The sequence below is a fragment of the Kineococcus halophytocola genome (assembly GCF_041276425.1).
GTDB lineage: Bacteria > Actinomycetota > Actinomycetes > Actinomycetales > Kineococcaceae > Kineococcus > Kineococcus halophytocola.
Map to the genome: position 1 here is coordinate 60,592 of NZ_JBGFTU010000005.1, position 25,863 is coordinate 86,454.

General features: G+C 74.6%; 23 protein-coding genes. 10 read left to right on the forward strand and 13 right to left on the reverse strand.

Going from position 1 to position 25,863, the window contains the following annotated elements:
• Nucleotides 1-41: 41 nt before the first annotated feature.
• The 3 genes from AB2L27_RS05480 to hrcA all read right to left on the reverse strand — a co-directional run bounded on the left by AB2L27_RS05480 (nucleotide 42) and on the right by hrcA (nucleotide 4,325).
• Complete coding sequence (locus AB2L27_RS05480; RefSeq protein WP_370440466.1) at nucleotides 42-1,949, reverse strand: glycoside hydrolase family 3 protein; 1,908 nt, start codon at nucleotides 1,947-1,949, stop codon at nucleotides 42-44.
• A 150-nt stretch (nucleotides 1,950-2,099) separates the two neighbouring features.
• The gene (gene dnaJ, locus AB2L27_RS05485) at nucleotides 2,100-3,221 is read right to left on the reverse strand and encodes a molecular chaperone DnaJ (protein WP_370440467.1); all 1,122 of its coding nucleotides are present in this window, start codon (nucleotides 3,219-3,221) and stop codon (nucleotides 2,100-2,102) included.
• A 63-nt stretch (nucleotides 3,222-3,284) separates the two neighbouring features.
• Nucleotides 3,285-4,325 (reverse strand): heat-inducible transcriptional repressor HrcA, encoded by a 1,041-nt coding sequence (gene hrcA / locus AB2L27_RS05490; protein ID WP_370440468.1) that lies wholly within the window; start codon nucleotides 4,323-4,325, stop codon nucleotides 3,285-3,287.
• Nucleotides 4,326-4,451: 126 nt separating this feature from the next.
• On the opposite strand from hrcA, the gene AB2L27_RS05495 reads away from it, so the two are divergent.
• Nucleotides 4,452-5,339, forward strand: coding sequence for a DUF3097 domain-containing protein (locus AB2L27_RS05495; protein WP_370440469.1), 888 nt, complete (start codon nucleotides 4,452-4,454; stop codon nucleotides 5,337-5,339).
• 22 nt (nucleotides 5,340-5,361) lie between these two features.
• Nucleotides 5,362-5,775, forward strand: coding sequence for a DUF4870 domain-containing protein (locus AB2L27_RS05500; protein WP_370440470.1), 414 nt, complete (start codon nucleotides 5,362-5,364; stop codon nucleotides 5,773-5,775).
• Nucleotides 5,776-5,778: 3 nt separating this feature from the next.
• Here AB2L27_RS05500 and AB2L27_RS05505 read toward each other — a convergent pair whose 3' ends face one another.
• Nucleotides 5,779-6,810, reverse strand: coding sequence for an LLM class F420-dependent oxidoreductase (locus AB2L27_RS05505; RefSeq protein ID WP_370440471.1), 1,032 nt, complete (start codon nucleotides 6,808-6,810; stop codon nucleotides 5,779-5,781).
• 23 nt (nucleotides 6,811-6,833) lie between these two features.
• Nucleotides 6,834-8,048 carry a radical SAM family heme chaperone HemW gene (hemW, locus tag AB2L27_RS05510; protein ID WP_370440472.1) on the reverse strand — a complete coding sequence of 405 codons (1,215 nt, stop codon included), beginning with the start codon at nucleotides 8,046-8,048 and terminating at the stop codon, nucleotides 6,834-6,836.
• Between the two features lie 90 nt (nucleotides 8,049-8,138).
• On the opposite strand from hemW, the gene AB2L27_RS05515 reads away from it, so the two are divergent.
• From AB2L27_RS05515 to AB2L27_RS05525, 3 genes are read left to right on the forward strand one after another with little or no spacing between them, the layout of a single operon-like run.
• Nucleotides 8,139-8,429: a metal-sensitive transcriptional regulator gene (locus tag AB2L27_RS05515; protein WP_370440473.1), complete on the forward strand. Its 291-nt coding sequence runs from the start codon at nucleotides 8,139-8,141 to the stop codon at nucleotides 8,427-8,429.
• Entirely contained in the window at nucleotides 8,429-8,635 is a 207-nt protein-coding gene (locus AB2L27_RS05520) for a heavy-metal-associated domain-containing protein (protein ID WP_370440474.1), read from the forward strand. The genes AB2L27_RS05515 and AB2L27_RS05520 overlap by 1 nt, the downstream gene beginning before the upstream one ends.
• The gene (locus tag AB2L27_RS05525) at nucleotides 8,635-10,854 is read left to right on the forward strand and encodes a heavy metal translocating P-type ATPase (protein WP_370440475.1); all 2,220 of its coding nucleotides are present in this window, start codon (nucleotides 8,635-8,637) and stop codon (nucleotides 10,852-10,854) included. Before AB2L27_RS05520 ends, AB2L27_RS05525 begins: the two co-directional genes overlap by 1 nt.
• An 88-nt stretch (nucleotides 10,855-10,942) precedes the next feature.
• On the opposite strand, the gene AB2L27_RS05530 is transcribed toward AB2L27_RS05525, so the two are convergent.
• From AB2L27_RS05530 to AB2L27_RS05555, 6 genes are all read right to left on the reverse strand, one after another.
• Complete coding sequence (locus tag AB2L27_RS05530; protein WP_370440476.1) at nucleotides 10,943-12,127, reverse strand: glycoside hydrolase family 1 protein; 1,185 nt, start codon at nucleotides 12,125-12,127, stop codon at nucleotides 10,943-10,945.
• 1 nt (nucleotide 12,128) lies between these two features.
• Nucleotides 12,129-13,820: an ABC transporter ATP-binding protein gene (locus tag AB2L27_RS05535; protein WP_370440477.1), complete on the reverse strand. Its 1,692-nt coding sequence runs from the start codon at nucleotides 13,818-13,820 to the stop codon at nucleotides 12,129-12,131.
• Nucleotides 13,817-14,749 (reverse strand): ABC transporter permease, encoded by a 933-nt coding sequence (locus AB2L27_RS05540; protein ID WP_370440478.1) that lies wholly within the window; start codon nucleotides 14,747-14,749, stop codon nucleotides 13,817-13,819. The genes AB2L27_RS05535 and AB2L27_RS05540 overlap by 4 nt, the downstream gene beginning before the upstream one ends.
• Nucleotides 14,750-14,757: 8 nt before the next feature.
• Nucleotides 14,758-15,729, reverse strand: a complete 972-nt coding sequence (locus AB2L27_RS05545) for an ABC transporter permease (RefSeq protein ID WP_370440597.1) — start codon at nucleotides 15,727-15,729, stop codon at nucleotides 14,758-14,760.
• A gap of 74 nt (nucleotides 15,730-15,803) precedes the next feature.
• Entirely contained in the window at nucleotides 15,804-17,402 is a 1,599-nt protein-coding gene (locus tag AB2L27_RS05550; protein ID WP_370440479.1) for an ABC transporter substrate-binding protein, read from the reverse strand.
• A gap of 113 nt (nucleotides 17,403-17,515) precedes the next feature.
• Nucleotides 17,516-18,673: a LacI family DNA-binding transcriptional regulator gene (locus AB2L27_RS05555; protein ID WP_370440480.1), complete on the reverse strand. Its 1,158-nt coding sequence runs from the start codon at nucleotides 18,671-18,673 to the stop codon at nucleotides 17,516-17,518.
• A 136-nt stretch (nucleotides 18,674-18,809) separates the two neighbouring features.
• On the opposite strand from AB2L27_RS05555, the gene AB2L27_RS05560 reads away from it, so the two are divergent.
• The 5 genes from AB2L27_RS05560 to AB2L27_RS05580 all read left to right on the forward strand — a co-directional run bounded on the left by AB2L27_RS05560 (nucleotide 18,810) and on the right by AB2L27_RS05580 (nucleotide 23,447).
• Nucleotides 18,810-19,616 (forward strand): DUF1206 domain-containing protein, encoded by an 807-nt coding sequence (locus AB2L27_RS05560; RefSeq protein ID WP_370440481.1) that lies wholly within the window; start codon nucleotides 18,810-18,812, stop codon nucleotides 19,614-19,616.
• 212 nt (nucleotides 19,617-19,828) lie between these two features.
• Nucleotides 19,829-20,704, forward strand: coding sequence for a GTP-binding protein LepA (locus tag AB2L27_RS05565; protein ID WP_370440482.1), 876 nt, complete (start codon nucleotides 19,829-19,831; stop codon nucleotides 20,702-20,704).
• A gap of 43 nt (nucleotides 20,705-20,747) precedes the next feature.
• Nucleotides 20,748-21,743: an acetylxylan esterase gene (locus tag AB2L27_RS05570; RefSeq protein ID WP_370440483.1), complete on the forward strand. Its 996-nt coding sequence runs from the start codon at nucleotides 20,748-20,750 to the stop codon at nucleotides 21,741-21,743.
• A gap of 17 nt (nucleotides 21,744-21,760) precedes the next feature.
• Nucleotides 21,761-22,429: an aminoacyl-tRNA hydrolase gene (locus tag AB2L27_RS05575; RefSeq protein WP_370440484.1), complete on the forward strand. Its 669-nt coding sequence runs from the start codon at nucleotides 21,761-21,763 to the stop codon at nucleotides 22,427-22,429.
• Between the two features lies 1 nt (nucleotide 22,430).
• Nucleotides 22,431-23,447 (forward strand): LLM class flavin-dependent oxidoreductase, encoded by a 1,017-nt coding sequence (locus AB2L27_RS05580; protein WP_370440485.1) that lies wholly within the window; start codon nucleotides 22,431-22,433, stop codon nucleotides 23,445-23,447.
• On the opposite strand, the gene AB2L27_RS05585 is transcribed toward AB2L27_RS05580, so the two are convergent.
• Together AB2L27_RS05585 and AB2L27_RS05590 are read right to left on the reverse strand one after the other, a co-directional pair.
• Entirely contained in the window at nucleotides 23,437-24,543 is a 1,107-nt protein-coding gene (locus AB2L27_RS05585) for an alcohol dehydrogenase catalytic domain-containing protein (RefSeq protein WP_370440486.1), read from the reverse strand. The two genes, AB2L27_RS05580 and AB2L27_RS05585, sit on opposite strands and share 11 nt — an antisense overlap.
• Before the next feature lie 13 nt (nucleotides 24,544-24,556).
• Nucleotides 24,557-25,768 carry an MFS transporter gene (locus tag AB2L27_RS05590; protein WP_370440487.1) on the reverse strand — a complete coding sequence of 404 codons (1,212 nt, stop codon included), beginning with the start codon at nucleotides 25,766-25,768 and terminating at the stop codon, nucleotides 24,557-24,559.
• Between the last annotated feature and the right edge of the window lie 95 nt (nucleotides 25,769-25,863).

The window sequence follows — 25,863 nt, forward strand, 5'->3', positions numbered from 1 at the left end:
GAGGTCCGGTGGGTCCCCGAGGGGGGACCCACCGGTGGTGCTCAGCGCCGGGCGCGGGGCCGGTCGTAGGACAACCCCGCCCCGCGGGGGAAGAGCGGGTCGGCCGAGTCGTCGGCCACGTCGGGCAGTTGCGCCTCGACGGCGGCCGTGGAGGACGGCAGCTCGAACGGCAGCCGCCCGCCCGGTGCGCGCACCCCCAGGACGGTGTCGAGCAGCACGCCGTCGGAGACGCCGTAGTTGGCGAGCACGGCGTCGGCGGTGGCGGCGACGCCGGTGAGGATGAGCGGGCGGTCCAGCTTGGGCACGGCGACGGTCGGGGTCCCGGTCGCCGCGGCGGCGCGCAGCAGCCGGACGTCCGCCTGCTCCCCGGTCGGTTCCAGGCCGGTGAGGTCGGCCCCCGCGCGCGGGTCGGCGATGCGCACGACGGCGAGGTCGGCCTGCGCCGGGTCGTCGGTGACGCGCAGGCCGCGGGCCGCCGCGGCGGCGGGGTCGACCCCGGCCAGGTAGACGGTGCGGACCGAGGCCCGGTCGACGGGCAGCAGGCCACCGGTGTTCTGCAGCAGGGTGAGCGAACGTTCCTGCGCCTCGTCGCCGATCCGCTGGAACCGGTCGTTCCCGGCGAGCCGGGCGGCGGCCGCGGGGTCGACGAAGGGGTTCTCGAACAACCCGAGCTGGAACTTCTGCACCAGCACGCGGCGGGCGGCCCGGGCGACGCGCTCGGCGCTGAGCAGCCCCTGCTCGACGGCCGCCACGACCTGCGCGGAGTCGGGGTCCCCGCCGATCTGGTCCACCCCGGCGTTGAGGGCCTTGGCGAACCGCTCGGTGCGGGAGGCGTCCTCCATCCCCCAGGGCATCCCCACGCCCCAGGGGCCGACGAAGCTGTTCGGGGGCCTGTTGTCCTTGGCCTCCTGCGGGCAGTCGCCGGTGATCGCCCAGTCCGACAGGACGAGTCCGTCGAACCCCTTCTCCCCGCGCAGCACGTCGCGCAGGAGGTAGGAGTTGAACCCGGCGCCGACCTGCTCGACCTCGTGCCCGCCGCGCACCAGACCCCGAAGGATCGAGTAGGTCGGCATGATGCCGGCCGTCCCCGCCTCGAAGGCCCCGTCGTAGGGGAGGAGGTGCTCGTCGAAGTTCCCGCCGGGGAACGCGGCGTAGCGACCGTAGAAGTAGTGCGAGTCGTAGCCGTCGACCTGGGCGCCGTAACCGGCCCAGTGCTTGGTGACGGTGGCGACGCTGTCGCGGGTCAGCCCACCGGCGCCGCCCTGGACTCCCTCGACGTGGGCGCGGACCTGGTCGCGGACGGCGAGGGCGTCCGACCCGAAGGTCCCGTCGATGCGCGTCCAGCGCGGTTCGGTCGCGAGGTCGGCCTGCGGCCCCAGGAGCTGGGCGATGCCCATCGCGCGGAACTCCTGGCGCACGACGTCACCGGCGCGGCGGGTCAGGTCGGGGTCGCCGGCGGCGCCGAGACCGGTCGGGTTCGGCAGGGAGGTGGTGCCCCTGCCGGCCACGGTCTGGCCCTCGACCTCGGAGAAGCCGTTGCGGGGGTCGCTGGAGATCAGCACGGGGATCGCGAACGGCTGCTGCTCGGCGATGAGCTGCACGAGGTTGTTGGCCTCGGCGATCTGCTGCGGCTCGGCCGACAGGCGCGTGATGAACGTGGTGACGTGCCGCTCGGCGATGTCGCGGGCGGTGGCGGCGACGTCGTAGGTGGTGCCGGCGGTGGTGAGGCTGCCGTGGACGAGCAGGCCGGCGCGCTGGGCGAGGTCGAGGCGGGCGAGCAGGTCGTCGGCGCGCTGCTGGGGGGTCAGCCGCCAGTCCTCGAAGGGGGCGAGCCGGCCGTCGCGGTCGAGGTCGCGGAACCGCAGTCCGTCGACGTGCAGGACCTGCACGTCACGGGTGGACAGCACCGGCTGCGCGGGGGGTCCCGGGGCCGGGGGGTGGGGGTCCATGGTTCTCCTCCGGGCCGGGCGGTGTCGTCCCCCGACGGCACCGCCGGAGCACGGGCACCGTACCCGGGGCCCCCACCGCCGCGGGAACCGGGCGGTGACCGGGGTGACCGGTCACCGCCCGGTCACCCCGGTCACCCGGTGCGGGGCGCCTCAGCGCCCGGAGAACCGGTCGCGCAGCTTGGAGAAGACGCCCTGGTGCGTCTCGGACAGCTTCCCGGCGGGCCGGACCTCCCCGCGCAGCTCGGCCAGGCGGCGCAGCAGCTCCTCCTGCTCCTCGTCGAGGTCGCGCGGGGTGAGGACCTCCAGGGTGATGAGCAGGTCGCCGCGGCCCTGGGCGCGCAGGTGCTCGGCGCCCTTCTGCTTCAAGGTCACGACCTCCCCGGCCTGGGCGCCGGGACGGACGTCGACCTCCTCGTCGCCGTCGAGGGTCTCCAGCGGGATGCTCGCCCCGAGCGCGGCGGCGGTCATCGGCACCTGCAACGTGCACAGCAGGTCGTCCCCGGAACGGGAGAACACCGGGTGCGGGCGCTCGTGGATCTCCACGTACAGGTCCCCGGGAGGACCACCGGCCGTGCCGACCTCGCCCTGGGAGGCGAGCTGGATACGGGTGCCGGTGTCGACGCCGGCGGGGACCCGGATGGTCAGGGGGCGACGGGCGCGGACGCGGCCCTCCCCGGAGCACTCCAGGCACGGCGAGGGCAGCACGGTGCCGAACCCGCGGCACGTCGGGCACGGCTGCTGCGTCATGACCTGCCCGAGCAGGGAGCGGACGACGCGCTGGACCGAGCCCTGCCCGTGGCAGATGTCGCAGGTGGCGGGGCTGGTGCCGGGCTGGCAGCAGGACCCCTTGCACGTCGGGCACAGGATCGCGGTGTCGACCTGGATGGAGCGCTCGCCGCCGAAGGCCGCCTCGGCGAGGTCGACGTCGACGCGGATGAGGGCGTCCTGGCCGCGCTGGGTGCGGCTGGCCGGGCCGGGACCGCGACCGCCCCCGCCGCCCTGGCCGAAGAACGCGTCCATGATGTCCGAGAAGCCGAACCCGGCCCCGAAGCCGGCACCCGCACCGCCGGGCACGGACCCGCCCCGGTCGTAGGCCGAGCGCTTGTCGGGGTTGGACAGCGTCTCGTAGGCCTGGGAGACCTCCTTGAACTGCTCCCCCGCGTCGGGGTTGACGTCGGGGTGCAGCTTGCGCGCGAGCTTGCGGTACGCGCGCTTGATGTCCTCCGTGGAGGCGTCGCGGGAGACGCCCAGGACGTCGTAGTAGTCGCTCACGAGGTCGGGGTTCTCCTGTCGGTTCTCTTCCGGGTGCTGGTCACTGGAGGGTCCGCCGCCGGTTCACGAGGCGAGGATCCGCGAGACGTAGCGCGAGACCGCTCGCACCGCGGCCATGGTCGTCGGGTAGTCCATGCGCGTGGGGCCCAGGACGCCGAGGCGGGCCAGGACCGCCTCGCCGCCGTAGCCGGTGGTGACCACGGAGGTCCCGTCCAGGCCCAGGTGCAGGTTCTCCGCGCCGATCCGGACGCTGAGGCCCCCGCGCTCGCCGAGGTCCTCCTCGGCCAGCTCCTGCACGAGCCGCAGCAGGACGACGTGCTCCTCCAGGGCCTCCAGGACGCTGCCCAGCGACAGCGACAGGTCCGCCCCGGACTTGACCAGGTTCGACGTGCCCGCGATGACCACGCGCTCCTCCAGGGAGGCCGTCAGGCAGTCCCCCAGGGAGGCGGCCACCTCCGCGGCGATGGCGATGTCGGCCGGCGGTGTCTGCTGGACGAGGTCGGTCAGCGCGTCGCGGGCCTCGCGCAGCCGCTTGCCCGCGACGGAGGCGTTGACCCGCGTGCGCAGGGCGGCCAGGGAGACCCCGAGCGTCTCGACGTCGACGGCCGAGCGGACGTCCAGGACGCGCTGCTCGACGCGGCCGGAGTCGGTGATGAGGACCAGCAGGGCGCTGCGCCCGCCGACGCCGACGAGCTCGACGTGGCGCACGCTGGCGCGCGAGAGCGAGGGGTACTGCACGACGGCGGCCTGGCGCGTCAGCGAGGCCAGCAGCCGCACGGTCCGGTCCACGACGTCGTCGAGGTCGTCGGCCCCGTGCAGGAACGTCTCGATGGCGCGCTTCTCGGCCGGCGTCATGGGTTTGACGTTGGCGAGGCGGTCGACGAAGAGGCGGTAGCCCTTGTCCGTGGGGATGCGCCCGGCGCTGGTGTGCGGCTGGGTGATGTACCCCTCGTCCTCCAGCACGGCCATGTCGTTGCGGATCGTGGCCGGGGACACCCCGAGCTGGTGGCGCTCGACCAGCGCCTTGGACCCGACGGGTTCGTGGCTGGAGACGTAGTCTTCCACGATGGCCCGCAGCACCGCGAGCCTGCGGTCGTCGCTCATCCACCCCTCCCGTGCTCGGCTCCGGCACGCACGTTGGCACTCCTGGCGCGTGAGTGCCAAGTCTAGGACGTGCGTCCCGGCCGCGCCTCCACCCCGCGGCACGGATCGCTCGTTAGCGTGCCGCGGGTGAGCCCCACGCCCCGCACCGACGGCCGCTCCCACGACCGGTACGGCACCGACGTGCTGTCCTCGGACCCGCACGCCCGCACCCGCCCCCGGCCCGTGCACCGCGACGAGCCGGCCGTGCGCGGCCTGGTCGTCGAGGACGTCGACACCGGCTGGGTCGGCGCCGTGGTGCGGGTGGAGAAGAGCGGCGGCGTCCACGTCGTCGTCCTGGAGGACGCCAAGGGACGCACCCGCACCTTCCCCCTCGGCCCGGGGTTCTGGGTCGAGGGCCAGCCGGTCCGCCTCGTCGCGCCCACGAGCGCCGGCCCGGCCCGCCCGGCCCGTACCGCCAGCGGCTCGGTCGCCGTCACCGGGGCGGCCGCCCGCACCGCGCGCGCCTCCCGGATCCTCGTCGAGGGCCGCCACGACGCCGAGCTCGTGGAGAAGGTGTGGGGCGACGACCTGCGCGTCGAGGGCGTCGTGGTCGAGATGCTCGACGGCGTCGACGACCTCGACGCCGCCATCCGCGCCTTCGGCCCCCGCCCCGGGCGGCGCATCGGCGTCCTCGTCGACCACCTCGTGCCGGGGTCGAAGGAGTCGCGCATCGTCGCGAAGGTCGCCACCAGCCCGCACGTCCTCGTCCTGGGGCACCCGTTCATCGACGTCTGGCAGTCGGTCCGCCCGCAGCGGCTGGGCTGGACGACCTGGCCCACCATCCCCAAGGGTCAGGACTGGAAGCACGGCATCCTCGCCGAGCTGGGCTGGCCGCACGCCACGCAGGCCGACGTCGCCCACGGGTGGAAGAAGATCCTGGGCACGGTCCGCACCTACGCCGACCTCGAACCGGCCCTGCTGGGCCGGGTGGAGGAACTCGTCGACTTCGTCACCGCCGACCTGGCGGACCGCTGAACGAACCGGGAGGATCGACCTCGTGAGCCAACCGCCGTACCCCCAGCAGCCGCCGTACGCCCCCGTGCCGATGCCGCCGTCCGACGAGCGGATGTGGGGGATGTTCGGGCACCTGTCCGCGATCGCCGCGACGTTCGTCGGGTTGCCGTTCCTCGGCCCGCTCATCGTCTTCCTGGTCTTCAAGGACCGCAGCGGTTTCGTGCGCGGGCACAGCGCCGAGGCGCTGAACATGACGATCTCGCTCATCGTCTACGAACTGGTGCTGGGCCTCGTCCTGGGCGTGTTCACGCTCGTGACGCTGGGGATCGGGGCCATCTTCTTCTTCGTGGCCTGGATCCCGGCCGTCGTTTTCCTCGTGTTCACGATCCTGGCGGCCGTCGCCGCGAACCGGGGCGAGGTCTACCGCTACCCGCTGATCTTCCGCCTGGTGCGCTGAGGTTCACGCCACCGCGCGCAGGTCGCCCTCGGCGTCGGCACCGAGGGGGACCAGCGCGACGGTCGTGACGCCGGCGCGCTCGTAGTCCGCGAGCCGCCGGCGCACCGCGTCGGCGGACCCGACCAGGCTCGTCGCCTCCACCAGACCGGCCGGGACCCGTTGCACCGCTTCGTCCTTGCGCCCAGCCAGGTAGAGGTCCTGCACGGCGTCGACGGCCTCGCCGAACCCCAGGCGGCGGCCCAGGTCGGCGTAGAAGTTCGCCTCCTTCGACCCCATCCCTCCGACGTAGAGCGCGATGAGCCGGCGGACGGGGAGTTCCGCGCGGGCCCGGTCCTCCCCGGTGGCGTCGGTCAGGACGAACGGCACCGAGGCCGTCACCTCGAACCGCTCCGGGGGGCTCGCCCGGCGCGCGAACCCCGCGGCGAGCCGGTCGGTGGACTCGGCGGCGTTCTCCGGCACGAGGAACGAAGGCAGCCAGCCGTCGGCGATCTCCCCCGCCAGTTCCACGTTCCGGGGCCCCACCGCGGCGAGGTGGATCGGCAGGTCCGCCCGCGGCGGCAGTTGCATGAGCTTCAGCGGGACGCCGGGCCCGCCCGGCAGCGGCAGCGTGAGGTGCTCCCCCGTGAACGTCGAGTCCTGCCGGGCCAGCAGCTGCCGGACGAGGGCGACGTACTCGCGCGTGCGGGCCAGGGGTTTGGCGAACGGCTGGCCGTACCAGCCCTCGGCGACCTGCGGTCCGGACACCCCCAGGCCCAGGCGGAACCGCCCGCCGGACAGCCCGTCCAGCGTCGCGGCCGTCATCGCGGTCGAGGCGGCGGCCCGGGCGGGGACCTGCAGGACCGCCGACCCCAGGCCGATCCGGCGTGTCTGCCCGGCCAGCCAGCCGAGCACGCTGACCGCGTCGGTGCCGTAGGCCTCCGCGACCCACACCGAGGCGAACCCGGCGTCCTCCGCCGCGCGCGTGAGCTCCAGCGCCCGCGCGGCGGCGGGCCCGACCGGGCCGGTGAGGTAGCCGACGCTGAGCCCGAGGTCCATGCGCCGCACGCTACCGGCGCCGGTCAGTCCAGCAGCCGCCGCACCACCGCGTCGGCCAGCAACCGCCCCCGCCGGGTCAGCGCGACCCGGCCCCCGGCGGCGGGGGCGAGCAGCCCGTCGAGCAGGAGCTGGGCCGCCTGCGGCCGCACGCCCCACCACGCCGGGTCGAACCCCTCGGCGAGCCGGGAGCGCAGCAGCACGTCCTCCACCCGGCGGTCCTCGTCCGAGAGGCGTTCGCGGGCGTGGGCGGGGGACGTCCCGGCGTCCAGCCGGCCCGCGTAGGCGCTGGGGTGCTTGACGTTCCACCACCGCACGCCGCCGACGTGGCTGTGCGCGCCGGGTCCGATCCCCCACCAGTCCCCGCCGCGCCAGTAGGCGAGGTTGTGCCGGCAGGCGAACTGCGGCCCGCGGGCCCAGTTGCTCACCTCGTACCAGCCGTACCCGGCGGCGGTGAGGGTGTCGTCGAGGACCTCGTACTTGTCGGCCTCGTCGTCGTCGGAGGGTTCGGGGACCTCCCCGCGGCGCATCTGGGCGGCGAGCTTGGTGCCCTGTTCCACGATGAGGGCGTAGGCCGAGACGTGGTCGGGGTCGCAGGCCAGGGCGGCGTCCAGGCTGGCGCGCAGGTCGTCCACGGACTCCCCCGGCGTGCCGTAGATGAGGTCGAGGCTGACGTCGAGACCGGCCTCGCGCGCCCAGCGGACGGCGAGCGGGACGCGGGCGGGGTCGTGCGTGCGCTCCAGGACGGCCAGGACGTGCGGGACGGCCGACTGCATCCCGAAGGAGACGCGGGTGAACCCGGCCTCGCGCAGCGTCGCGAGCCCCTCGGGCGTCACGGAGTCGGGATTGGCCTCCGTCGTGACCTCCGCGCCGGGGGCGAGGCCGAACTCCTCGCGGACGGCGGTGAGCATCGTGGCGAGGTCGTCGGCGGGCAGCAGCGTGGGGGTGCCGCCGCCGAAGAACACCGTCCCGGCCGGGCGCAGCGTGTCCCCGCGGTCCCCCAGCACGCGCGCGGCCAGCCTCACCTCGGCCGTCGCCGTCCGGGCGTAGGCGGCCTGGGAGGCGCCACCGCCGAGCTCGGTGGCCGTGTAGGTGTTGAAGTCGCAGTAGCCGCAGCGGACGGCGCAGAACGGGACGTGCAGGTAGACGCCGAAGGTGCGGTCGCCGGCCCCGGCGAGGGCCTCGGGCGGCAGGGCGCCGTCGGTGGGGACGGTCTCGCCGTCGGGCAGGGTGCTCGGCACGTCCTCCAGTGTCACCCCTGGCCGGGGGTGCCCGGGTACCCGTAGGGGGTAGGGGTTGCATCACGTACCCCGGAGGGGTACCAAGGAGGTATGGAGCACGGACCGGGCTACGCCGGGGAGAAGGACGAGGTCCTCAAGCGGTTGCGCCGCGTCGAGGGCCAGGTGCGCGGACTGCAGCGCATGGTCGAGGAGGACGCCTACTGCATCGACGTCCTCACCCAGGTCTCGGCGGCGACGAAGGCCCTGCAGGCCGTGGCCCTGTCGCTGCTGGACGACCACCTCGGGCACTGCGTCGCTCACGCGGCCGCCGAGGGCGGCGCGGTGGCCGACGAGAAGATCAAGGAAGCGAGCGCGGCGATCGCGCGGTTGGTGAGGTCCTGATGGAGTTCGGTGTCACTGGCATGACCTGCGCGCACTGCGTGGCGGCGGTCACCGAGGAGGTGTCCGCGCTGCCCGGCGTCGCCTCGGTCCGCGTCGACCTCGTCCCCGGCGGCACCTCGACCGTCACGGTCGACTCCAGCACCCCCCTCGACCCGGCGGCGCTCGCCGCCGCCGTCGACGAGGCGGGGTACGAGCTGGTGCGCTGATGGCGGCCCCCCTCGGCCCCTCCGTGGACGGGGTCGCCCCGGTCGAACTGACCATCGGCGGGATGACCTGCGCCTCCTGCGCGCACCGCGTCGAGAAGAAGCTCAACCGCATGCCCGGCGTCGAGGCCAGCGTGAACTACGCGACCGAGAAGGCCACCGTGCGGCTGCCGGCCGGCACCGACGTGGCCGAGGCCATCGCCGTCGTCGAGAAGACGGGGTACACGGCCACCGCACCCGCGCCGGACCCCGAACCGGCTGCGGTGCAGGACGACCCCGTGACCGCCGAACTCGGCCGGCGGCTCGCCGTGACAGCCGCCCTGGCCCTGCCGGTGCTGGTGCTGTCGATGGTCCCGGTCCTGCAGTTCACGAACTGGCAGTGGCTCGCGTTCGCCCTGGCCTCCCCCGTCGCGGTGTGGGGAGCGTTCCCGTTCCACCGCGCCGCCGTCGTGAACGCCCGGCACGGCGCGGCCACGATGGACACCCTCGTGAGCATCGGCGTCGCCGCCGCCTGGCTGACCTCCGTCGCGGCCCTGTTCCTCGGCGAGGCCGGGATGCCGGGGATGCACATGGAGTTCCGGCTCTGGGGGTCGACCGGCGACGAGCTGTACCTGGAGGTCGCCGCCGTCGTCACCGTGTTCGTCCTCGCCGGCCGGTACCTGGAGGCCCGGGCCCGGCGCCGGTCCGGGGCCGCGCTGCGCGCCCTGCTGGCCGTGGGGGCCAAGGACGTCGGGGTGCTGCGGGACGGCGCCGAGCACCGGGTGCCCGTGGCCGACCTGCGTCCCGGCGACGAGTTCGTCGTCCGGCCCGGTGAGACGGTCGCCACCGACGGCACGGTGGTCGACGGCAGTTCGGCGGTCGACGCCTCCGTGGTGACGGGCGAGTCCGTGCCGGTCGAGGTGGCCGCCGGTGACGACGTCGTCGGCGGGACGGTCAACGCCGGTGGGCGGCTCGTCGTGCGCGCCACCCGCGTCGGGGCCGACACCGCCCTGGCCCGCATCGGCCGCGCCGTCGAGCAGGCGCAGTCGGGCAAGGCCGCGGCCCAGCGCCTCGCCGACCGCGTCTCGGGCGTCTTCGTGCCCGTCGTGCTCGCCGGGGCGCTCATCACGTTCGCGGCGTGGTGGCTGGCCGGGGCGGGCGCGGCGCACGCGCTGACCACCGCCGTCGCCGTCCTCGTCATCGCCTGCCCCTGCGCCCTGGGGCTGGCCACCCCCACCGCGCTGCTCGTCGGCACCGGCCGGGGCGCCCAGCTCGGCATCCTCGTCAAGGGCCCGGAGGCGCTGGAGGCGACCCGTCGCGTCGACACCGTCGTGCTCGACAAGACCGGCACCGTCACCACGGGCCGGATGACGCTGGCCGCCGTCGTCCCCGCCACCGGGGTCGACGCCGCGGACCTGCTGCGGCGCACCGGCTCCCTGGAGGACGCCTCCGAGCACCCCGTGGGCCGGGCCGTCGCCGCCGCAGCTCGCGAGGCCGGCCCCCTGGCCCCGGCCAGGGACGTCGTCGCCACGGCGGGCGCCGGGATCGCCGGGACGGTCGAGGGCGTGGCCCTGCGGGTCGGCCGGCCGGACTGGACCGCGGGCGAGCTGCCGGCCGAGCTGCGGGCGGCGCTGGAGGACCACGAGTCCGCGGGCCGCACCGTCCTCGTCGTGACCGCGGACGGGCACCCCGCGGGGGTGCTCGCCGTCGCCGACGCCGTGCGCCCGACGAGCCGCGACGCCGTCGCCGGGTTCCGGGCCCTCGGCCTGCACCCGGTGCTGCTGACCGGTGACCACGAGCGCACCGCGCGCACCGTCGCGGAGGCCGTGGGCATCGACGACGTCGTCGCCGGGGCCGGCCCGGAAGACAAGCTCGCCCACGTCCGGGCGCTGCAGGCGCGGGGCCAGGTCGTGGCGGTCGTCGGGGACGGCGTGAACGACGCCGCGGCGCTGGCCGCGGCCGACCTGGGCATCGCCCTGGGCAGCGGGACCGACGTGGCCGTCGAGGCCGGGGACCTGACCCTGGTGCGCGCCGACCTGCCGGCCGCCGTCGACGCGGTGCGGCTGTCCCGGGCGACCCTGGGGACCATCCGCGGCAACCTGTTCTGGGCCTTCGCCTACAACGTCGCCGCGCTCCCCCTGGCCGCGGCCGGGCTGCTGAACCCCGTCGTCGCGGCGGCGGCGATGGCGTTCTCCTCGGTGTTCGTCGTCACGAACTCGCTGCGGTTGCGCCGGTTCCGCTGAGGCCCCGCAGCCGGCGGTGACGCCTCGTTGGCCCCACGCGGCCGATGATCGGCCACGTGGGGCCAACGAGGCGAACCCCGGGCGGACGTCAGGGCAGCGCGTTGGCCCGCGCCACGCCGCCGTACCAGTGCGCGCTGGGCTTGGGCGTCCGCTCGAACGTCTCGCGGTCCCAGGCGACCAGCCCGAACGTGGGCCGGTAGCCCGAGGCCCACTCGTAGTTGTCCAGCAGGCTCCAGTGCAGGTACCCCCGCACGTCGATCCCCTCGGCCAGGCAGTCGTGGATCCCCTCCAGCGACGCCTGCGTGTAGGCGATCCGGCGGGTGTCGTCGGCCGTGGCGATGCCGTTCTCGGTCACCATCAACGGCACCCCGCCGGTCAGCTCCCACGCCGAGCGCAACCCGTCGGCGGCGGCCTGGGGGTAGAACTCCCAGCCCGTCAGGGTCGTCTCGACGTCCTCGCGCACCGGCAGCGGGCCCTCGGGGCCGACGAAGGTGCGGGTGTAGGCCTGGACGCCGACGAAGTCGTTGCCCTTGGCGGCCTCGAGGTACCAGTCGTCGCGCGGGTGGCCGTACTCGGCGACCTTGTCGTCCGCCCCGGGCTCACCGGTGCTCTTGAACGCCTGGGTGGCGACGGTCCAGCCCGTCTTGGCCTGCGGGAGCTGCGACAGCACGTCCCGGGCCCGCTCGTGGGAGGCCAGGAGCTGGTCGGCGACGTGCAGGTCCGGGTTCGGCAGGCCGTGGGCGACGAGGTTGGAGGCGTCCTCGCCGCCGGCGAGCATGGCGGCGATGTTCGGCTCGTTGACCGTGCAGATCCACTCCACGTCCCGGACCACGGGCAGCGCGGCCTCGACGTAGCGGCCGAACAGGTCGGGGGCGTCCTCGGCGCGCCAGAACCCGTCGCGCTCGAACCAGCGGGGCACCGTGAAGTGCATGAGCGTCACGACGGGTTCGACGCCGAGCTCCCGGCAGGTGTCCACCATCCGCCGGTAGTGGTCGACGGCGGCGCGGGAGACGACCCCGCGCTCGGGTTCGATCCGGGCCCACTCGATGCTGAACCGGTAGGAACCCAGCCCCAGGTCGGCCAGGACCCTGATGTCCTCGCGGTAGCGGTGGTAGCTGTCGGCGGCGTCGCCGGAGGGTTCCACGATCCCCCACGCCGCGGCCAGCGCCGGGTCGTGCTCGTGCTGCCACCAGTTGCTGGCGACGTTGCCGCCCTCGACCTGGTGGGCGGCCGTGGCCGCGCCCCAGAGGAAACCGTCGGGGAAGGTGCGCATGTCAGGACTCCTGGCGGGCTCGTGCCGGGTTGAGGACGGCGTCCAGCAGGGACACCGTGTACGGGTGGGTGGGGTGCTGCAGCACCTGGGCGGTCGGACCGCGCTCCACGACGCGACCCTCGTGCAGGACGAGCAGGTCGTCGGTGATGAGCCGGGCGCTGAGCAGGTCGTGGGTGATGTAGAGCAGGGACACCCCGAGGCGTTCGCGCAGGTCCTCCAGCAGCGCCAGGACGCCCGCACGCAGCGTGACGTCGAGCATCGAGACCGGTTCGTCGGCCACGATGACCTGGGGTTCGCAGGCCAGGGCGCGGGCGATGACCACGCGCTGGCGCTGCCCGCCGGAGAGCTGGTGCGGCAGCTTCTGGGCGAACTGCCCGGTCGGGGTCAGCCCGACCGTCTCCAGCAGTTCGTGGACCCGCCGGCGCGCGTCGGCCCCCCGGCGGCCGGTGTGGTTGAGCACCGGCCGGGTCAGGGCGTACTCCACGGTGTGCAGGGGGTTCAGGGCCGCGTAGGGGTCCTGGAACACCATCTGTACGCTGCGGTGCAGCGTCTTGAGGTTCCGCCGCTTGAGGCGGCCGACGTCGAGGTCGCCGAAGCGCACCGACCCGGCGGTGGGCGCCTCGACCCCGGTCACCATCTTGGCCAGCGTCGACTTGCCCGACCCGCTGGCCCCGACGAGGCCGAGCGCGGACCCGGGTTCGAGGGTGAAGGAGACGTCGGAGACGGCGTGCACCTCGGCCTCCCCGCGCCGCGGCGGCGGGTAGGTCTTGGAGGCGCCCTCGACCACGACGGCCGACCCCCCGGCGGGCGGGGCGGGGCGCGGGCGCAGCGAACGGTCCTCGAACCCCGGCAGCGAGACGGTCTCCGCGCGCGGGTCGGCGTAGTGGCTGAGCAGCATCCGCGTGTACTCGTCCTGCGGGGCCCGCAGCACCTCGCGCGAGGGGGCGTCCTCGACGATGCGGCCCTCGTGCATGACCAGGACCCGCTGGGTCGCCTCCAGCACGATCCCGAGGTCGTGGCTGATGAGGACGGCGGTGAACCCCTCGGTGCGCTGCAGCTCGACGATGGTGTCCATGACGGCGTGCTGGACGAGGACGTCCAGCGCCGTGGTGGGTTCGTCGAACACGACGAGCTGGGGGTCCAGGGACAGGGCCAGGGCGATGGACACGCGCTGGCGCATCCCGCCGGACAGCTCCCCGGGGTAGCGGTCCAGGACCTTGGGGTCCAGCTCGACCTTGGCGAGCAGTTCGCCCGACCGCTCCTCCCACCGCTGCTTCGGCACGTGGCCGTGCGCGCGGTAGATGTCGGCGAAGTGGTCCCGGATCCGGCGCACGGGGTTCAGGGCGTTCATGCCGGACTGCAGGACCATGGCGAACCCGCCCTGGCGCTGCCGGCGCAACCCCTCCTCGTCGAGGTCGCGGACGTCCTGGCCGCCGAAGAGGATCTGGCCCCCGTTCGTGCGGGCGGGGGGTTTCTGCAGCCGGGTGATCGCGTAGCCCAGGGTCGACTTGCCCGACCCCGATTCCCCGACCAGCCCGACGAACTCCCCGCGGCGCAGCCCGAAGGAGACGTGGTCGACGGCCTGCACGGCCTGCTGGCCGTTCGACTCGTAGACGACGGACAGGTCGCGGACCTGCAACAGCTCCTCGCCCAGGGCGGTCGGGGTCCCGGTGCTCGTGGCCTGCGTGCTCATCGGTCCGCCTTCCGGGTCCGCGACCTCTCGCGTAGTCGCGGGTTGCTCACGGCGTCGACGCCGAAGTTGACGAGGGTCAGGGACAGGGCCAGCAGCGCGATGCACAGACCGGGGGCGAACAGCAGCGCCCACTGCCCCGTGAGCAGGGCGCTGGAGTTCTGCGCCCAGTAGATCATCGTGCCCCAGCTGACGATGGAGCTGTCACCGAGGCCGAGGAACTCCAGCCCCGCCTCGGCCAGGATCGCCGCGGTCGCCGCGCCGAAGAAGCTGCCCGCGATGAGCGAGGTCATGTTCGGCAGGATCTCCCGGAACACGATGCGCGGGGCGCTGTCGCCGGAGAACCGGGCGGCCTCGACGAAGTCGCGCGAGCGCAGGGACTGCGTCTGCGAGCGCAGGACGCGCGCGCCCCAGGCCCACCCGGTGATGACGATGACGGCGATGATGACGGTGATGCCGCCGTTCTGCAGGTACGCCGCGATGACGATCATGAACGGCAGGCCGGGGATGACGAGGAACAGGTTCACGACGAACCCGACGACCTCGGCGAGCCACCCGCGGGTGTAGCCCCAGGACAGGCCGACGAGCACGGCGACGGCCGTGGCGAGCAGCCCGGCGGTGAACCCGACGAGCACGCTGATCCGGGCGCCGTGGACGAGCTGGGACAGCACGTCCTCCCCGGCGGCCGTGGTGCCCAGCCAGTGCGCGGCGCTGACGTCCTGGCTGCGCTCGAACGTGTTGTCCTTCGCGCCGTGAGGGGCCAGGAGGGGCCCGGCGAGGGCGAGCAGGAGGAAGAACGCGAGCAGGACGAGCCCGACGCGCGCCTTCTTGTTGTCCCACAGCGTCGCCAGGACGCGGCCGGCGCTGCGCCAGGTGCTGGGGGCGTGCTGGACGTCGAGTTCCGACGAGGTGCCGGTGGTCGTTCCGCTCATCGCGCCGCTCACCTCCGGGTCCGCGGGTCGAGGAGGCCGTAGAGCACGTCGACGAGGAAGTTCGCGACGAGCACGCTGACCGTGATCATGAGGAAGAGCGCCTGCATCAGCGGGTAGTCCTGGCCGATGACGGCGTTGAACAGCAGGTAGCCGATGCCGGGGTACCCGAACACCTGCTCGACGAGGACGGACCCGCCGACGACCCCGCCCAGGGCCAGGCCGAAACCGGTGAGGTTCGGCAGGATCGCGTTGCGGGCGGCGTAGCGCAGGGCGACGGTCCGCCCGCGCAGGCCGTTGGCCTCGGCGAAGGTGACGTAGTCGTCGCCGAGGGTGTTGATCATGGCGTTGCGCATCCCGAGGATCCAGCCGCCCAGGGAGGTCAGCAGGATCGTGATGGCCGGCAACGCTGCGTGGGTCAGCGCGTCCCCGAGGAAGTCCAGGCTGAACCCCGGCGTCGTGGTGGCCGAGTAGGCCCCGGTCGTGGGGAACCAGTGCAGGACGTACCCGAGGAAGAACAGCAGCAGCAGCGCCGTCCAGAAGTACGGGAACGTCGACAGGAAGCTGCCCGACAGGGTCGGCAGCGCGTCCAGCCAGGTCCCGCGCTTCCACGCCGACAGGACGCCGATGAGGGTGCCGATGGCGAAGGCCAGGACCGTGACCAACCCCACGAGCAGCAGCGTGTAGGGCAGGGCCTGGGAGACCATCGAGGAGACGGTCTGCGGGTAGAACGTGTAGGACACCCCGAAGTCCAGGGTCGCGACCTGGCGCAGGTAGGAGCCGTACTGCGCCAGCAGGTTGCCGTCCGGCACCCCGAGCTGGGCCTCGATGGCGGCGCGGGTGGCCTCGCTCACGGGCCCGTTCTGCGACAGCTTGGCGACGGCCGCGTCCGCGGGCGTGCCGGGCATGAGCCGGGGCAGGACGAAGTTGACGGTGACGGCGGCCCACAGGGTGAGGACGAACAGCCCCAGCCGTCCGAGCAGGTAGCGGCCGGGGAAGGACCCGCGGCCGGTCCGCCCGGCCGGCGCCGGTGCGGTGTCGGTGGGGTTCAGGACGCTCACGCCGCACCTCCGGCCAGCTTCAGCCGCGTGAAGATCCCCAGCGGCGCGGAGTCGTAGTTCTGCGGGGCCATGTAGGGGTCCTCCTCGGAGGGCCAGCCGACGAACTTCGCGTCGTTGTAGAGCCCCCACAACCCGCCGTAGTACATCGCGATCGCGGGCAGCTCGTCGTAGACCTGTCGCTGCAGGCCCCGGGCCGCGGCGAGCTGGGCCGCGGGGTCGGTGCTGGACTTGAACTCCAGCAGGAGGGCGTCGGCCTCCGGGTCGGAGAACCGTTCGTAGTTCGCCTGCGTCGAGGTGCCGACGTCGACCTTGAACTCGCTGGACATGAGGGTGTTGAACGCGCGGAACACGTCCCCGCCCCCCATCCCGCCGAGGGCGACCTGGAAGTCGCCGTTGGCGATGGCCGCCTGGTACCCGGCCGGCTGCGGGAGCTGGAGGCTGACGTCGATGCCGACGGCGCCGAGCTGCCCGGCGACCTCCTGGGCGGCCCGCGTCCAGTCGGTGTAGCCGTTGGCGGAGGTGAGGGCGAAGGAGAACTGCTCACCCGCCGCGTCGAGCAGCCTGCCGTCGCGCAGGGTGTACCCGGCGCGGGCGAAGGACTCCAGCGCGGCGGCCCGGTCCTGCGTGATCATGCCCGCGTCGGGGATGTCGGGGTCGAGCCAGTCCTGCTGGTTCGGGAGCACGAGCCCGGTCTGGCCCGCGGGCTGCATGTAGCCCTCGGTCGCCACGTCGGCGATCCGCGCCCGGTCCAGCGCGAGCGACAGCCCGCGGCGCACGTCGACGTCGTCGAACGGGGCGACCGTGTGGTTGGGCAGCAGGCCGATGATGCCGCCCGGCGGGAACCACCAGCGGTTGCTCGGGCTGGCCGCCCCCCACGTGCCCTGCACGTCGGAGATGAACGAGTAGCTCCAGTCGTAGCCGCGGGTGACGGTGTCGAGCTGGTCGTTCGTGGCGGGCAGGATCAGGTGCTCGATCTCGACGCTGTCGGCCTGCCAGTACCGGGGGTTCTTGTCCATCGAGTACTGCTGGGAGTTGTAGTTGCCCAGCACGAACGGGCCGGTCCCGACGGGGTTCTCGTCGCGGTGGGTACCGGGGTCGGCGACCTGCGACCAGTGGTGCTGCGGGACGAGGTAGGTCGCCCCGATGATCGGCAGGGCGGGCACGTCGTCGGTCTGCAACCGGCACACGACGCGGTCCCCGTCGGCCTCCACCGAGGCCAGGTGCTGCCACACGCCCTTGGCGTCCAGCGCCGGGACCTCCTTGAGCAGCTCGAGGGTGAACACGACGTCGGCGGCCGTGAACGGTTCCCCGTCGCTCCACTCGGCCTCGCGCAGCGTGAACACGATGGTCCGGGCGTCGGGCAGCTCCCACGACTGCGCGAGCCACGGGATCTGCTCACCGTCGAGGGGGTTGACGAGGACCAGCGGTTCGTAGATCCACTTCGCCGCCGTCCGGGTGTTCACCAGGTAGGGGTTGAAGACCCGGTTGAACAGCGGGTTCCCCTTGTCCGCGTTGATGAGCATCGTGTCCTGCCCGATCGTCGGATCGGGTTGGCTGCGCACCTGCACGCTGCAACCGCTCAGTCCGGTGCCCACCAGGGCGGCTCCTGCACCGAGCCCTGCCAGCACCCCCCGGCGGCCCAGCGCCGGTCCCTGCCGAAGCGTCATCGCTCGACCTCCACGTTCGTCGTGGACGTCAGCGTATGCGCTTACATCGACGTGTCAACCGGGGGGCAGCTCTCCCGCAGCAGCACCTCGACCGGCAGCCGGGCCGACAGCGGCGCGGCGGCGGGGTCGGCCAGCCGCGCCACCACGGCCCGCACGGCGGCCCGGCCCAGCTCGGCCATCGGCTGGGCCACCGTGGTCAGCGGCGGCTGGGTGAACCGCCCCACGTCCAGCCCGTCGAAGCCCGTGACGTACACGTCGCCGGGCACCGACAGCCCCCGGCGCCCCAGCGCGTCCATCGCCCCCAGGGCCGACTGGTCGTTGGCGCACACCAGCGCCCGCGGCACCCGGCGGGCCAGCAGCTCGGTGACGGCCGCCTCGGCGGTGTCGCGGCGGAAGTCCCCGCGCACGTGGGGCACCGCGGCGCGGTCCAGACCGACCGCGTCGAGCGCGGCGAACAGCCCCCGCTGGCGTTCGGCGTCGTCCGGGGAGTCCGGCGGCCCCGCGACGTAGACGACGTCGCGCACCCCCAGCCCGCGCACGACGTGCGTCACCAGGGCCGCCATCCCGGCCGCGTTGTCGACGCTGACCTGGTCGAGCCCGGCCAGCGGGTTCGTCCCCGTGCGGGCGGCGTCGGCCAGCACGACGACGGGCAGGCGCCGGGCCACGTGGACGAGCAGGTCGTCGGAGACCGTGCGGGCCAGCACGGCCAGACCGTCGACCCGGCCGGCGATGTCGTTGACGATGACGTCGCGCGCCGGGCCGCGCCCGGCGGCCACCATGAGGGCGAACCCCCGCCGCCAGGCCTCCACCTCGGCCCCGCGCAGGACCTCGTCGAAGTACAGGTTGGGGCTCTGCCAGCCCGCCCCGCGCCGGCGGTCGTCCACGATCCGCACCCCGCCGGCCGCGGCGGACCCGGGCGCGGGCCGGTCGGCCTCCTCCAGGCCGTCGTGACCGGGGAAGCACAGCCCGATGACCCCGGTCTTGCGGCCCGCGAGCGCCCGCGCGTTGCCCGAGGGCACGTAGCCGAGGTCGCGCACGGCGTCCAGGACGCGCGCCCGGGTGGTCTCGCGCACGGCGTCGGGGGTGCGCAGGACCCGCGAGACGGTGGCGATCGAGACGCCGGCGCGGTCGGCCACGTCGTAGACGGTCGGGGTCTTGGGCCCGTCGGTGGTCTCCCCGCGCGTCGGGTGGCGGGCCATGCCCACGCCTCCTGCTCTGCTCCGGCTCCTGGGTGCGCCGATGCTAACGACCCGGGGCGCCGGGGGTGAGCGGGGTCGCCCGGGGCCGGGCGCGCGAGCGGTTGCGCGCCGCGGCCGGGGGCGTTTCCCTGCTCCCATGCCGGATTCAGCGAGGTCCCAGGTCCGCGAGCACGCCCGTCGGGGCGAGGCGTTCGCCCAGCGGCACGAGCACGGTCTGCGGCTGGTGGGCCGGGCCGGGGTGGCGGCCGAGGGGGTCGTCTACCTGCTCGTCGGCTGGCTGGCGGCCCAGGTCGCGCTCGGCGGGGCCTCGACGTCGGCGGACTCCAGCGGGGCGATGGCCCAGATCGCCGCCCAGCCGTTCGGGTCGGTGCTGCTGGTGGTCCTGGCGGTCGGCTTCGCGGCCCTGCTGCTGTGGCAGGTCGTGGAGGTGGTCACCGAGGACGAGACGTCCCACCGGCTGCGGGCCGTGGTCAAGGGGGTGGCCGCCGCCGCGCTGGGCTTCTCGTGCGTGCGCTTCGCCACCGGGAGCGGGTCCTCCTCGGCCTCCCAGCAGCAGACCCTCACCCAGCGCGTCCTGGAGGCTCCCGGCGGGGCGGTGCTCGTCGTCCTGGTCGGTGTCGCCGTCGTGGTCGTCGGTGTCGTCACGGCGGTGAAGGGCCTCAAGGGCGACTTCGAGGACAAGATCGAGGGGTCGCTGTCGCCGGCGCTGCGGCGGCTGGGGAAGGCCGGCAAGCTCGCCCGGGGCATCGCCTTCGCGGTGCTGGGGGTGCTGGTCGCACTCTCGGCCACCGGGGACACGGGCAAGTCGCGGGGGCTGGACGCCGCCTTCCACGAGATCGCGGCCCAGCCCTACGGCGTGGTCCTGCTGCTCGTGGTCGCGGCGGGGGTGATCGCCTTCGGCCTGTTCCAGCTCGTGACGGCCCACCGGCGCGTCCGGGCCTGACCGGCGCGGGCGGCGCGGGCGGCGCGGGCGGCGCGGGCGGCGAGGACGGCGCGACTCGCCCGCTCGGGGAGTGATCCAGGCCACAACGGCTCGGGGAACCCATCCGATCACCGATCGGTTGCGAACTGAGGATGCCCTCACGCGGGGTGCGCTGACCGTGCACACTGTCCCGGGGGACTCTCGTCCGGTTCGACCTCGAAGCAGGAGTGCACGTGTCGCGCAAGATCATCACCCCCGGGGACATCCGCGACCACGTCCTGCGCCTGGGCGAGAAGTACCCGCCCATCCCGCTGGACTCGGTCGACCGCACGGTCCACGACCCCCGCGGGGTGCGCGAGCGCTTCGGGCACGTCATCGACTACCTGGCCCGCGTCGAGCTGGAGGTCGACCGCAACGTCCTGGAGCTGCTGACCCTGCTGCCGGACGTCTCCGAGACCGACCGGCTCTTCTACGCCGACGTCTGGCAGCCGCAGGAGATCCAGCACGGCCTCATCCTCGACCGGCTCCAGCAGGACATCGACCTGTCCCCGGCCGACCCGAACACCGACCACGTGAGCCCGAAGATCCGCATCCTCGGCTCCCTGGCCCACCTCAGGCCCGTCCAGGAGGTCGCGCGGCTGCTGTACTACCTGACGGGGGCCGCGACGGAGAAGGCCGCGGTGGTCGCCTACAACCTGCTCGTCGACGGGCTCGACGAGATGGGCGAGGACGCCGTCTCGCGCACCGTCGTCCAGCCGATCCGCCGGCAGGAGCCGGGGCACTTCGCCTTCTACCGGCTCTCGGCGACGGAGATGTTCCAGCAGAACGTCCTCTCGCCCTGGCAGCTGCGGCTGGCCCGGGTGCTGCGGCGGGCCTCCTTCAGCCCCGTCGGCGCCCACACCCCGCAGCACCGCGCCCAGTTCGGCGGGGTCCTCACGACGCTGGGCCTGCACGAGAAGGTCGAGGACTTCGGCGCCCAGATCGGCCTCGTGGAGCGCGAGCTGCTGTGGGCGCGGGACCAGGGGATGCGGGTGCCGGACTACATCCTCGCCGCGCTGCGCGACACCCTCGAGCAGTTCCGCGCCACCGCCGCGCCCGTCCCCGCGTGAGGAGGGCGGGACGGGCGGTGGGGCCGGGCAGTAGCGTCGGGGCGTGCCGCTGACCGACCTGCCCCTGGACGAGCTCCGCACCTACCGCGGGGACGACACCGACCTGGCCGAACCCGCCGACCTCGACGCGTTCTGGGCCGGGAGCCTGGCCCAGGCCCGCCGCCACGACCTCGACGTCGAGCTGACCCCGTGCACGGGCCCGGCGCTGCCGGCGCTGCACGTCCAGGACGTCCGGTTCGCGGGGTGGGGCGGGGACCGCATCGCCGCCTGGCTGGTCCGCCCCGCGCACCTGCCCGGGCCGTTGCCGGTCGTGGTGGAGTTCATCGGCTACTCCGGCGGGCGCGGGCTGCCGGTGGACCGGACCGCCTGGGCCGCGGCCGGTTTCGCCCACCTCGTCGTGGACACCCGCGGGCAGGGCCACGACACCCCCGACCCCGACCCCGACGTCACCGGCGGGCAGTGGGCGCGGGGGTTCATGACCAAGGGCATCGAGGACCCGCGCACGTACTACTACCGCCGCGCCCTCGTCGACTGCGCCCGCGCGGTCGACGTCGCCCACGCCCTGCCCGGTCTCGGGATCGAGGTCGACACCTCCCGGATCGTCGTGCGCGGCGGCAGCCAGGGCGGGGCGTTCTCCATCGCCGCGGCCGCGCTGTCCGGGGACCGCGTCGCCGCCGCGCTCGTCGACGTCCCGTTCCTGTGCCACGTCCGGCGCGGGACCCACGTCGCCGGTGACGGTCCCTACCTGGAGGTCGTGGACTACCTGCGCCGGCACTCCCCGGAGAACGTCGAGCGCGCCTTCGCCACGCTGGCCCACGTCGACGGCGCGAACCTGGCCTCCCGCGCCCGGGTCCCGGCGCTGTTCAGCGTCGCCCTCATGGACCCGGTCTGCCCGCCCTCGACGGTGTTCGCCGCCTACAACCGCTGGGGCCACGAGGACCGCGAGATCGACGTGTGGGAGTTCGCCGACCACGCCGGCGGGATCGGGTTCCAGGTCCAGCGGCAGTTGCGGTTCCTGGACCGGCGCGGCCTGCGGTGAGCGGACCGGAGCCACGGGTGCCCGTCGAGGACGAACCCGACCCCTGGTCGCTCTCGCTCGTCGCCCGCGTCGAACGCGACGCCCCCGGCCGGCGCCGCCCCGCGCACACCGACGTCCTCGTCGCCGCGGCGCGCGCCGTCGTGCTGCTGCTGGACGACCCGCGCGTCACCGACCCCGACGGGGAGCTGCACGCCGCGGTGCAGGCGTGGCGGGACCGGCGCATCCGCAAGATCTGCCGCCGCGCCCGCGGGGCGGCGTGGGAGCGCACGGCCGCGCTGGCGCACAGCGAGGCGGCGTCCGGCGACGCCGTCGTGCGGGTGTTCGCCCCGCACCCGCGCGAGGAGGTCCCGGACCTGCTGCGCCCGCTGCAGGTCGGTGGGCTGGACCTCGACGACCCCGACGACCTCGCGGTCCCCGGGCCGGACGGGGTGCTGACGGTCCGGCTGACGCCGGGGGTCGCGATGACGACGGGCAAGGCCGCGGCCCAGGTCGGTCACGCCGCGCAGCTGGCGTACGAGCGCCTCCCGCACACCGGCGCCTGGCGCCGCAGCGGTTTCGGCGTCCGCGTCGTCACCGGCCCCGTCGTGCTGGCCCCCGCGGACCGGGTGGACGTGCGCGACGGGGGTTTCACCGAGGTCGCTCCGGGGACGGTCACCGCGAGCGCGGGTTTCGAAGGGACGGTCTGACGTGCCGCAGCAGGGAGCGCCGTTGCGGCGCATGGGGTTCCTCACCATCGGGTCGTTCGACCCGGCCGACCCGCGGCCGGGGCACGAGAGCACCCTGCGCGTCGTGGAGCTCGGCGAGCGCCTCGGGTTCGACAGCGCCTGGCTGCGCCACCGCCACCTGCAACCGGGGATCTCCTCCCCCGTCGCGGTCCTGGCCGCGCTGACCCAGCGCACGACCCGCATCCACCTCGGGACGGCCGTCACCCCGCTGGGGTGGGAGAACCCGCTGCGGCTGGCCGAGGACCTCGGGACCGTCGACGTGCTGGCGGGCGGGAGGTTGCAACCGGGCGTCAGCGTCGGCCCGCCGATGCAGTTCGAGCACGTGAAGTCCTCGCTGTACCCGGACACCGCCGACGTCGAGGACTTCGGCTACGAGCGGGTCCTGCGGCTGCACCGGTTCCTGCGCGGGGACGAGGCCAGCGACGTCGCCGGCACGCAGGGCGTCGAGGTGTTCTCCGACCGCGTCGAACCGCACTCCCCCGGGTTGGCCGACCGGCTCTGGTACGGCGGGGCGAGCCTGCGCTCGGCGCAGTGGACCGGGCAGCAGGGGTTGCACCTGCTGGCCTCCAGCGTCGTGCGCGCCGAGGACGGTTCCACCGACTTCCCGACGATCCAGGCCGCGCACCTGCACGCCTACCGGGAGCTGAACCCCACCGGGCGCACGTCGCAGGGGCTCGTCGTCATCCCCACCGACTCCGCGAGCGCGGCGCAGCGCGAGCGGTACCGCGCCTACGTCGAGCACCGCTCGGCGCGGGTCGGGGTCCCGCAGGGGCCCGGGCGGCTGCTGTTCGCGCAGGACCTGCTGGGCACGAGCGCCGAACTGGCCGAGCGGTTGTGGGCCGACGCGGGGTTCCAGCTCGTCGAGGAGGTCGTGTTCGCCCTGCCGTTCGGGTTCGAGCACGAGGACTACGTGCAGATCCTCACCGACATGGCGACGCACCTCGGACCCCGGCTCGGGTGGACCCCCGCTACGGGGTGAGCACCAACCGCAGGACCGTCGCGTCGGCCAGCCGGTCGAACCCGGAGCCGATCTCGTCCAGCCCGAGGTGCCCGGACACGAGCCGTTCCAGCGGCAACCGGCCCTCCCGCCACATCTGCACGTACTGCGGGACGTCGCGGGCAGGGACGGCCGAGCCGAGGTAGCTGCCGACCACGGTGCGCGCCTCGGCGGTCAGCACGAGCGGGTCGAGGGCGACGTGCGAGCCGGGTGCGGGCAGGCCCACGGTGACCGTCGTACCGCCCACGGCCGTCGCCGCGAAGGCCGTCTCGAACGCACGGGCGGACCCCGCGGCCTCCACGACCTTCTCCACCCGCCGGCCCGAGGCCGCCAGCTCCTGCGGGGTGGCGACCTCGTCGGCGCCGAGCTCCCGCGCGGTCCGCAGCTTGTCCGGCGAGGTGTCCACCGCCAAGGTGCGCACCCCGTCCAGGCCCGCGGCGACGAGCAGCGCGGCCATCCCCACCCCGCCCAGGCCGACGACCGCGAGCGTCTCGCCGGGTTCGGGCCGGGCGGCGTTCCGGACCGCGCCGCCGCCGGTGAGCACGGCGCACCCCAGCAGCGCGGCGAGGTCGGCGGGCACGTCGGGCGGGACCGGGACGACCGAGCGGCGGTCGACGACGGCGTGGGTGGCGAACGCCGAGACCCCGAGGTGGTGGTGGACGGGCATGCCGTCCCGGCTCAGCCGCCGCGCGCCCGAGGGCAGGACGCCCTCGGCGTTCGTCGCGCTGCCCCTCGCGCAGGGGATCCGGCCACCCGTCGCGCAGGCGGCGCAGTCCTCGCACCGGGGCAGGAACGTCGTGACCACGCGGTCCCCCGGCGCGACGTCCCCGACGCCCGGCCCCACGGCCTCGACGGTCCCGGCGCTCTCGTGGCCCAGCAGCATCGGCAGCGGCCGGGGCCGGTTGCCGTCGACGACGGACAGGTCGGAGTGGCACAGGCCCGCCGCCTCGACGCGCACCAGCAGTTCCCCGGGGCCGGGGTCGTCGAGCTGGACCTCGGTGACGACGAGCGGGCGGCTCCTCGCGTAGGGGCGCGGCGCGCCGGACCGTTCGAGCACCGCACCCCGGATCGTCCGCACGCACGGCAGCGTGTCAGAGCGCCGGCCGGGGCGCCCGCGCGCACACGGCCGCGAGCGCCGCGACGCCGGCCAGGACGAGGAACCCGCCGCCGAGGGAGGTGGCCGCGGCCACCGCCCCGAGCACGACGGGGCTGAGCGTCGAGCCCAGGCCCTTGGCCACGGAGTCGGCGGCCGTGACGCTGCCGCGCAGGTCCGGGTGCCACCCCACGAGGACGGCGGGGCTCAGGGGCATGAGCATCCCCAGGACGACCCCGAGGCCGACGAGCAGCACGAGCAGGAGGGCCACCGCGCCGTCCCCGCGGCCGCCGACGACGAGGGCCAGCACCGCGCAGGCGAGCGGCAGGGCGGGGTAGGTGCGGCGGAACAGGTCCTCGGCGCTGCGCCGGCCGAGGACGACCTGGTTGGCGCCGGCCCCCAGGAACACCCCGGCCGGGATCATCACCGACAGCGCGATGCGTTGCGCCAGCGGCGGATCGAGGTCCTGCGCGAGCAGGCTCACCGCGTAGTGGGTGGCCTGGATCGCCCACCCGACACCGGCGGCGGCCAGCAGCAGGGCCGCCGTGCGCGGCACCCGCAGGGCCAGCGACGCCTCCCGCACGACGGTCCGCAGCCCCGTGCGGGCCCCCGGACCGGCGGGACGGGCGCGGGCGGGGGGCATCCGGCGCACGGTGAACGGGGTCAGGACCAGGACGAGGAGCCCGTAGGCCACCACCGTCCACGACCACACCGCGGGCGCCCCCAGCCCGGCGGCGGCCGCGCCGAGGCCGAGACCGACGACCGCGCCCAGGCTCGTGAACGTCTGCAGGACCGAGAACCCCCGGTCCCGCCCGCCGGGGTCGTCGCGGAGGGCGTCGGCGACGAGGACGGCTGCGCACAGGACGAGGGCGCTGTTGGCGACCCCGGTCAGGACCCGGGCCAGCAGGACCCCGGCGTACCCCGGGTCCAGCAGCAGCGCCGCCGAGAGCAGGACGTTGGCGGTGACGGCGACGGGCAGCACCCGGCGGGGTGCGACGAGGTCGACGACGGGACCGAGGACGGCCGTGGCGAGGGCGGCGGCCGCGGCGTAGACCCCGACGGTCAGCCCGACCTGCCCGACGCTCAGGCCCAGCCGTTCCCCCAGCACCACCGAGACCGGGGTGAACCCCAGCTGGGACACCGGGGACAGGGCGACCAGCAGACCGGGCAGCACCCCGACGCGACGACGGGAGCGGGGGTTCCGGGACACGGTGCCGAGCCTAGGGCGGTCACCGCGGCCGGCGACCCGCCGGTCACTCCTTGCCGGTCCGGCAACGAACGACGACGGCCGGGCCGGCGGTGCCT